This window comes from Salegentibacter sp. (assembly GCF_041642575.1).
Taxonomy (GTDB): Bacteria; Bacteroidota; Bacteroidia; order Flavobacteriales; family Flavobacteriaceae; genus Salegentibacter.
In genome coordinates this window covers 8,591-14,886 of sequence record NZ_JBEPWD010000057.1, presented here as the reverse complement: position 1 = coordinate 14,886, position 6,296 = coordinate 8,591, and the positions used below count along the sequence as shown (strand labels likewise).

Here is a 6,296-nt window from a genome sequence, read left to right as displayed (position 1 = left end):
ACGGCAACCTCATCACTCTGAAAAGAACAGCAACCACCACCAAACGCTATATGTATTTTGGAACTTTTTTCGATAAGAACGATGATGTTTTTGATACGGTGCATTTCCCAAATATAGCCGAAAAATATCCGATAAGAGGCAAAGGAATTTATCTGTGTCGGGGAATTGTGGTAGATGAATTAGGCTATCTTTCCATACAGATAAAAGCTATAGAAAGGCAACCAATCTTAATTGACCCGCGGTTGGCAGCACCCGCTTATTAATTGAGCTCGAATTTTTGTTTTGGCTGGCTAACCAGGTTCACCAGGCCGAGCAGGCGTAAAACAAATACCCCAAAGAGCAATGTGATCGCTATTTTAAAATAATACAACAAACTGGAACTCCCAAAACTGGAACGATAATCAGCCAGTAGTTCTCTGCCTACTTCAGGTTGTATTTCTGCCAGTCGGTTTAAATGAGCGTTTGTACTATTAAATAACTTTCTTCCCCTGGAATTGATAAGCACCTGGGCCACTCCAAAATTTTTATTCTCAAGGTGATAAAGAATCTCGGCTTCTACCTCCTGGAAGGCTTCCAGATTGGTCTTGAAATTTGCAAGGTGTTTCACTTCTTCCTCTACAAGTAAGGTTGTTTCATATTCTGCCAGGATCTTGTTGATTTGCAGGTTCTCCTCTTCAATTTTTTTGAGATCGGTGGGCGATATCCTAAAATTATTCTCGTTAAGGTGCTCGAAGATGAGTTGTTTCTCGTGGAGCAGATCGGAGAGCGCATAGATTTGTGAGGCAGGTATCAACCGGTCTTCATAAAGCGATGAAAAATCGCTGTCGATTTTTTGAAGATTCTTATTCTCGATCAGTTCGGCGATAAGGATAAAGGCAAAAAACAAACTGAGCAATAATATGAGGCGTTTCCTTTTTTCGGGCTTAATGGAAAATAGATCTTTCATAACTATCGGGTTAACCTAAGAAGAGCAGTTCTCTAAATAACTGAGCGTTACACAAAATAACAAAATTTACCCGATTTTTTTAAGTTTTTCTTAATAAAAAAAGCCTCAATTCTGAATATCAAAATTGAGGCCTTCTTAGTGTTTATTTTGAGTTTAGAAATAGCAACCTCTTCCGCGGCGTCTCCCGGGATTAGATTCGCTGTCTCCTATTTTGAAACCTATGCTTAAAAGCACCTGGTTCAAACGAGTATCGGTAAAATACCCCTTATTAATACCATAATCCCCATTAACTATATCGATATTTTGAGTTTCCTTCGAAGCTAGGGTTCGATCATATCGTAGATCCAGTTCAAACCTTCCCAGATTGAATTTAACCCCTGCCTGGGCGGAAAGTGGCGTATTTTGCGCTACGATGATTTGGTCCGGTGGTTCGGTACCTTCAAGGGAAGAGCTCATGATATTTTGATATGCAGGCCCGGCATAGATATCGATTGGCCCCCAGATGTTGTAACCAAACAACAAAGGGATGCTTAATTTTTCAACCTCATAAGCGGAAGGTTGGGTTGGAAAATCAAAAGTGGTACTCATCGTATTATAAATTGCTTCGGGTCTAACGAAAAACTTACCGAATTTCAGCTGGAAGAAAACTCCCGCATGAAAACCATAATCAGGATCAGCCTCAACAGTACCATCAAAATAACCGGCGCCTGAGCTCTCTCCGGTAATTGATCCTCCCATCACATAATTGCCGCCTCCTTTAACTCCAAAACTGTATTCCTGAGCCTTTGAAGAAAGGCTGATAAATAACAGCCCAATTAAAATCGGTAAAAAACTTTTGTTCATAAATGTAGATTTATCGGTCTTAACTTCCCGGGTAAATATATCAATAAATTGAAATAATAGAATAATCCTGTTCTATCTTTTAACGGAAAAAATCGCTTAAACGTATATCAACAAAAAAAGCATCGGTAGAAACCGATGCTTTTAATGATCTATTTTAAATCTTAGTGTACAATAATTGGATCTGAATTTCCATCAGGATCTCCGTTTACAGTACCATCGGTGCTGGCGTTACCAAGCAATAGCACTCCGGCCGCGTGTGGGGAAGCCATAGAAGTACCACTAATGGTATTGTAACCACCGTCTTTCCAGGTAGACTTCACTGCAACTCCGGGAGCGGCATAATCTACCGGTGGGTTCCCGTAGTTTGAGAAAGATGCCCAGTTATCGCTGGAATCCATTGCAGATATCGTAACGATATTAGAACCGTTCACCCTTGCAGGAGAAGAATTGTTAGCATCACTGCTTTCATTACCCGCAGCTAATGCGAATTTGATCCCTTGCTGAGAAGCTGAAAGAACAGCCTGGTCCAAAGCATCAGAGGTTGGCCCTCCAAGACTCATATTGGCTACATCTCCACTGTTTCCGTATGCCGCAACGTGATCAACTCCGGCGATTACTCCGGAATAAGATCCGCTACCACGGCTGTCAAGTACTTTTACAGGAATTACAGTTGCTCCGGGAGCCACTCCAATTACCCCTAAATCGTTATTCAAAGCGGCGATAGTTCCGGCAACATGAGTTCCGTGTCCGTTTCCATCGTCGGCAGATTTTCCATCTTTACCTGAAGTAAAAGCATTAAAACCTCTGGATGCATCTACGTTAAGATCTTCGTGGTCTAAGTCTATTCCTGAATCAATAACCCAGGCTACACCTGAACCTGTGTAATTTGAAACTCCGTTAACGCGGGCAATTCCGTATGGGGTTTCCTGGTTGGAATCTCCACCATCGTCTCCACCACCATCATCCGGATCCTCGTCACATGGAGCACCGTTAGGAGTTCCGCAAGGAGGAGCAAAGGTCACGATTCTGTCTTCTTCAATGTAAGAAACTTCTTTTTTTCCACGAAGGAGTTCCACTTGTTCTGCGGTTAATTTCATAGAAGCTCCATTCAGCACTTTACTGTATACCGAAATAATATGAGCATCTTCAATAGCGCTTTCGGTCAATATTTGTTCGGTTTTAGCCTTTACAGCTTGCTGGGCGCGGGTATAACTTTCAGGGTACTTTGCACCCTCGTCCCCGGTTACGTCGGTATTAAAGACAACAATGTATTGTCCCTCAATAATCTCTGCACTGGAAGGAGCTACTTGCTGCTCTTCCAGATTTTGGTTTTCTTCCTTATCCTGAGAACAGGAAAACATGAATGCTGCGGCCATCACAGTTACTGCTAAAGGCCTGAGTTGTTGTAAATTCATAAAATAATAAATGTTTGGTTAAAAAAAAGGTTAATAGATCGACCAAAGCTATGATTTTATGGATAAAAAACAAATTATTTTATTTTTTATTAGAGATAGAACAAAAATAAAAGCAAATGACTTTATAATTTACCATAAAAAAAGCCCCCTGGAAAAAGGGGACTTGATATCATTTTAGGATTTAAAATAAGAATTATTCAGGTTTTGTTATTGGTTCTCCTTTTGCTTTCCAATCTATAAATCCGTGATCTAATTCCTGGACATTTTGAAAACCGCGATGCTTCAAAATCTTAATAGCCTTTTTGCTCCTAGAACCATCGGTACAATAAAGAAGAATCGGCCGAAATTTATCGAGTGTATCCAGTTTTTTTCTGAATCCCTCATCAAAAACTATATTCTTTGCATCGAGAATATGAGCATTGTTATATTCCTCCCGGGTGCGAATGTCAATTAACTGAACATCCTCCATCTGAAGATGTAACTTCATCTCTTCAACACTAACATGTTCTACAGAATTTGGTGCTCCGTTAGATTCAGCCTGAACATCCTTGCAGGCGTATAAACTTCCCAATAAAAAGAAAGCAGAAAAAATAATTTTTATTTTGCCCATTCTCTACTTAATCTTCTACTATCTCTCCGTCCCACTCTATAATTCCTCCAAGTAGGTTATAGGTTTCAGAAAAACCCATCTGGTCCATTAACTGACAAGCCTGTTCGCTGCGTTGCCCTGAACGGCAATAGATATAATAATGTTTAGATTTATCCAGCTTCTCAATCCCGTCTAGGAACTCCTGGCCTTTATAAATATCATATAATTTAGCATGGGGAAGATATCCCTCTTCCATTTCCTCTTCGGTTCGTACATCTAAAACTACAGCCTTATTGTCCTGCTCCAGTTTTTCTCTCCACTCCTCCTGGGTTAATTCTTTCATAATGTATAAATTCTTAATTTTTGCGAAAGGTAAAAAGATTTCCTCCTTTTAAACAGCAATACATTTTAGGCGGCTAAAATTTGTAGAATATTTAACACTCACCTTGCTTTCATTTCTCATTCTTCACCTTATATTTGTACCTACAAATGTTGTTAGAACAAATGAATATTGAAAAAACCATAAAAACCTCGAATAAATTACCGGAATCGCGTCGGCTTATCCTGAATATCCTGGTTACCGCTAATTATATTAACGACAGGATCGGGGAAGCCCTGAAAGATTTTGATCTTTCTATCCCCCAGTTTAATGTTTTGCGCATTCTTCGGGGACAAAAGGGAGAACCCGCGAATCTGAGTACTATCCAGGAGCGAATGGTTAGCAGGATGAGTAATACCACCCGATTGGTGGACAAACTGATAACTAAGGGTCTTGTTGAACGCATAACCTGCGAAGCGAACAGACGAAAAGTTGAAATTAGCATCACCCGGAAAGGCTTGGAGTTTTTACAGGAAGTTGATCCGGTTATAGACGAAATTGAATCTGAAATCGCTTCCCGGATCAACTCCGGAGAGAATGAATTAATGAACGATAAATTAAACGATTTAAGAGGTTAATAAGACGTATAGCACTTATTATCAGAATAAAGAGAATTACCCAAATATTATTATAAACTAAAATCAAATAACAAAAAAGATGAAAAAGAATGTTTTAAATGTTGCCCTGGCAGCTGTTATCGTGTTAACTACTGTTGCCTTTACCGCTAATAGCGTAGAAATAAAGGAAATCGATGTAAAAAACAGTGAAGTTAACTGGAGAGGCGAAAAAGTAACCGGATTCCATACCGGAACTGTTGAACTTGAAGAAGGTCATTTTATCGTAGAAGATGGTGAGCTTAAAGGCGGAGAATTCACTATGGACATGAAATCCATCAATGTAACCGACCTCGAAGGTGAAAACAAAGGCAAATTGGAAGGCCACCTGAAGTCTGATGATTTCTTCGGGGTTGAAACTTATTCTACTGCTAAGCTTGTAATCACCAGTGCCGCAAAGAAAAACGATGGTACTTATGGAGTGGTTGCCGATCTTACTATAAAAGAAGACACTCACCCCGTAACCTTCGACTTAGAATGGAATGAGAATTCAGCTTCTACTGAATTAAGCATCGACCGTTCAAAATTTAACGTGCGTTATGGTTCAGGTAGTTTCTTCGACGATTTAGGAGACAAAACTATCTATGACAACTTTGACTTAATGGTGAACCTTAAGTTCTAAGCAGAACCATAATTTGAAAAAGAAAAAAATTAATAACGGGAATTAAATTGCTATGGAAAAACAAATAAATGCTCAGGCCAGTAATGTAGCCTGGAAAGGAAAAAAAGTTTTAGGATCTCATGAAGGAACAATCGATCTGAAAGATGGAAAATTCCACATCGAAAACGATCAGATCGTAGGAGGAGAATTCGTAATGGATATGACCAGTATCACAGTAACCGATCTTAAAGGAGAAGACAAAGCTGGTCTTGAAGGCCATTTGAATTCAGATGATTTCTTTGGGGTAGCCAATTATCCTGCTTCAAAACTCGTAATTACCAGCGTTGCTAAAAAAGATGACGGGACTTACGGAGTGGTTGGAGATCTCACCATCAAAGATCAAACTCATCCTGTGACATTCGATCTGGACTGGAACGATAATACCGCAACCACCAAATTAACTATAGACCGTTCAAAATATAATGTTCGGTATAATTCAGGTAGTTTCTTTAGCGGACTGGGAGACCAGACCATCTACGATAATTTCGATTTAAATATTGAGTTGAAATTCAAGTAGATTACCTCGGGCAAGCCCCAGGAGGCATTTTGGAAAATATATCTTGATTTCGAGGTAAGCCCGCCTGAATGATTCGGGCAGGCTTCTGAGCATTAAATTTCGATTATCGAGTAAAATTTTGCCCCCAATTCTGGCCGGGAAAGTAAATTTCACTTTTCCGGCTTTTTTTTATATTAATTCGCTTGTTTTTAAAATTATGCTTTCTATCTTTGAAGCAATGAAAAACAGAATAGCAAATACCTGGTGGTGGAACAACTTACGTCAAACGTCGTGAAGTAACACTGCTATAGTATAAAATCATACAAAGGCTTGTCTCACGACAAGCCTTTTTT

The 6,296-nt window shown here is 39.5% G+C and carries 9 protein-coding genes; 4 read left to right on the top strand and 5 right to left on the bottom strand.

The window, feature by feature from the left end:
• On the top strand, window positions 1-263 hold a 263-nt coding region (locus ACESK1_RS09350; RefSeq protein WP_372919923.1), incomplete at its 5' end, for a hypothetical protein.
• Here the strand turns inward: ACESK1_RS09350 and ACESK1_RS09345 are convergent.
• The 5 genes from ACESK1_RS09345 to ACESK1_RS09325 all read right to left on the bottom strand — a co-directional run bounded on the left by ACESK1_RS09345 (window position 260) and on the right by ACESK1_RS09325 (window position 4,136).
• Window positions 260-946 (bottom strand): MCP four helix bundle domain-containing protein, encoded by a 687-nt coding sequence (locus ACESK1_RS09345; protein ID WP_372919922.1) that lies wholly within the window; start codon window positions 944-946, stop codon window positions 260-262. The genes ACESK1_RS09350 and ACESK1_RS09345 overlap by 4 nt on opposite strands.
• 153 nt (window positions 947-1,099) lie before the next feature.
• Window positions 1,100-1,789 (bottom strand): outer membrane beta-barrel protein, encoded by a 690-nt coding sequence (locus ACESK1_RS09340; RefSeq protein ID WP_372919921.1) that lies wholly within the window; start codon window positions 1,787-1,789, stop codon window positions 1,100-1,102.
• 161 nt (window positions 1,790-1,950) lie between these two features.
• Window positions 1,951-3,204, bottom strand: coding sequence for a S8 family peptidase (locus ACESK1_RS09335; RefSeq protein WP_372919920.1), 1,254 nt, complete (start codon window positions 3,202-3,204; stop codon window positions 1,951-1,953).
• Window positions 3,205-3,397: 193 nt separating this feature from the next.
• Complete coding sequence (locus tag ACESK1_RS09330; RefSeq protein ID WP_372919919.1) at window positions 3,398-3,814, bottom strand: rhodanese-like domain-containing protein; 417 nt, start codon at window positions 3,812-3,814, stop codon at window positions 3,398-3,400.
• 7 nt (window positions 3,815-3,821) lie between these two features.
• Window positions 3,822-4,136, bottom strand: coding sequence for a rhodanese-like domain-containing protein (locus ACESK1_RS09325; RefSeq protein ID WP_372919918.1), 315 nt, complete (start codon window positions 4,134-4,136; stop codon window positions 3,822-3,824).
• Between the two features lie 161 nt (window positions 4,137-4,297).
• Between ACESK1_RS09325 and ACESK1_RS09320 the strand changes: the two genes are divergently transcribed.
• From ACESK1_RS09320 to ACESK1_RS09310, 3 genes are all read left to right on the top strand, one after another.
• Window positions 4,298-4,750, top strand: coding sequence for a MarR family winged helix-turn-helix transcriptional regulator (locus ACESK1_RS09320; RefSeq protein ID WP_372919917.1), 453 nt, complete (start codon window positions 4,298-4,300; stop codon window positions 4,748-4,750).
• Between the two features lie 79 nt (window positions 4,751-4,829).
• Window positions 4,830-5,408, top strand: a complete 579-nt coding sequence (locus ACESK1_RS09315) for a YceI family protein (protein ID WP_372919916.1) — start codon at window positions 4,830-4,832, stop codon at window positions 5,406-5,408.
• Between the two features lie 52 nt (window positions 5,409-5,460).
• Window positions 5,461-5,964, top strand: a complete 504-nt coding sequence (locus ACESK1_RS09310; RefSeq protein ID WP_372919915.1) for a YceI family protein — start codon at window positions 5,461-5,463, stop codon at window positions 5,962-5,964.
• The last annotated feature ends 332 nt before the right edge of the window (window positions 5,965-6,296 follow it).

Excerpts from the sequence above, each read along its gene's own strand:
- ACESK1_RS09315 (WP_372919916.1), top strand. The coding sequence starts at position 4,830 with ATGAAAAAGAATGTTTTAAATGTTGCCCTGGCAGCTGTTATCGTGTTA.
- ACESK1_RS09345 (WP_372919922.1), bottom strand. The coding sequence starts at position 946 with ATGAAAGATCTATTTTCCATTAAGCCCGAAAAAAGGAAACGCCTCATA.
- ACESK1_RS09340 (WP_372919921.1), bottom strand. The coding sequence starts at position 1,789 with ATGAACAAAAGTTTTTTACCGATTTTAATTGGGCTGTTATTTATCAGC.
- ACESK1_RS09335 (WP_372919920.1), bottom strand. The coding sequence starts at position 3,204 with ATGAATTTACAACAACTCAGGCCTTTAGCAGTAACTGTGATGGCCGCA.
- ACESK1_RS09310 (WP_372919915.1), top strand. The coding sequence starts at position 5,461 with ATGGAAAAACAAATAAATGCTCAGGCCAGTAATGTAGCCTGGAAAGGA.
- ACESK1_RS09325 (WP_372919918.1), bottom strand. The coding sequence starts at position 4,136 with ATGAAAGAATTAACCCAGGAGGAGTGGAGAGAAAAACTGGAGCAGGAC.
- ACESK1_RS09330 (WP_372919919.1), bottom strand. The coding sequence starts at position 3,814 with ATGGGCAAAATAAAAATTATTTTTTCTGCTTTCTTTTTATTGGGAAGT.
- ACESK1_RS09320 (WP_372919917.1), top strand. The coding sequence starts at position 4,298 with ATGAATATTGAAAAAACCATAAAAACCTCGAATAAATTACCGGAATCG.